The sequence below is a fragment of the Calidifontimicrobium sp. SYSU G02091 genome (assembly GCF_022631395.1).
Lineage (GTDB): Bacteria > Pseudomonadota > Gammaproteobacteria > Burkholderiales > Burkholderiaceae_C > Calidifontimicrobium > Calidifontimicrobium sediminis.
Genome location: NZ_JALBGB010000075.1, coordinates 1 through 1,472, shown reverse-complemented (window position 1 = coordinate 1,472; position 1,472 = coordinate 1). Strand labels below are relative to the sequence as shown.

The following is a 1,472-nucleotide window of genomic DNA, read 5'->3' as shown; positions in this document are numbered from 1 at the left end:
GGTCCTGGCTGGCCCCGGCCCGGGCGCTTGCATGCGCCCGGGCGTTCGCCAGGCGCGAAGCCCTGCGCAGGCAGGGCTTCTGGTCCTGGCTGGCCCCGGCCCGGGCGCTTGCATGCGCCCGGGCGTTCGCCAGGCGCGAAGCCCTGCGCAGGCAGGGCTTCTGGTCCTGGCTCACCCCAGTGTGTCGAGCATGGCCTGGGCGCGGGCCTTCAGCGCTTCGCCGCCCTTGGCCACGACTTCCTCGAGCAGGTCGCGCGCGCCTTCGATGTCACCGATCTGGCGGAACTCGTCGGCCAGTTCGAGCTTGCGCTGCATCGGGTCCGCGGGCATCTCGTCTGCCGGCGGCAGGTCGAGCGGCTCACCGCCCTTGATGCTGCCGAAGTCGAGCATCGGCGGCTCGACGGGCGCAGGCGCCGAGGGCGTTGGCGCCGCAGGCACGTCGAGGTCGAGCGACAGGCCATCGAGGTTGAACGCCAGCGGCGCCGCCGGTGCGGCAGCCGGCTGCGAACGCGGCGTCTCGGGCTCCACCGGCAGTTCGAAGTCGAGCTGCGAATCGCCACCGACCTGGCTGGGCGCCTGCACCATCGGCTGCGTGGTTTCCATCAGCGGCACCGGGGCCGACACGATGTCGTGGGGCGCGGGCTCGCCGAGGTCGAGATCGAGGTCGACGTCCATCGCCGGCAGCGGCTCGAGCGGCTGGCGCGAGTCGGGGCCCGACGGCACCGGCAGCACCGACTGCGGCATCGTCGTCGCCCCGAGCGCGGCAACGGCGCGCTCGGCGCCGGCGACGCCGGCCGCCGGCTGGCCGCCCGCCTGGTACAGCGGGTTCTCGGGGTCGATCTGGCGGCCGAGCTCCTGCGCCTTCAGCCAGTCCTCGCCCTCGCCGTGCGTGAGGCCGTACAGCTGCGTGGCCAGCGCCTCGAAGCCCTTGGCGTCGCGCCGCTTGGCGTAGACCTCGAGCAGCTTGGTGCGGATCGCGAGCCGGTCGGGGTTCGCGCGCATCGCCTCCTTCAGGATCTCCTCGGCCTGCAGGTCGCGCCCGTAAGCGAGATACACGTCGGCCTCGGCGACCGGGTCGACGTCGCCGATTGCATCGAGCTGGCTCAGGCCATAGGTCGACGACGTCGACGTGCCGTCACCGGTCGACGACTGGCGCGTGTCGACGCGCGCACCGCCGGTCGCGCCGAAGAACGAATCGTGCGCGCTGCGGCTCTCGAGGAACGAGGTCTCGCTGCTCTCGGCCGGCACCTTGCGGCGCAGGCGGTAGATGCCCAGGCCGGCCAGCAGCGCGACGAGCACACCCGCACCCGGCAGCACGAGCGGGTTGTCGAGCAGCGTGGTGACGAAGTCGGGCTCGGCCGCCGGCGGCGGGGGTGCCGGGCGGGCCGGACGCGGCGCCGGCGGCGTGGCCGGCACAGCCGGGGCGAGCACCGGCGCCGACGATGCGGCAGGCGCCGAAGCCGGCGCGGCGG

1 protein-coding gene is annotated in these 1,472 nt (G+C 74.3%); it reads right to left on the bottom strand.

Annotated features, from left to right (window positions below; genetic code table 11):
* Positions 1-171: 171 nt before the first annotated feature.
* Positions 172-1,472 (bottom strand): FimV/HubP family polar landmark protein (locus tag MOJ79_RS18805; RefSeq protein ID WP_336606342.1); only part of this gene is annotated, 1,301 nt, incomplete at its 5' end.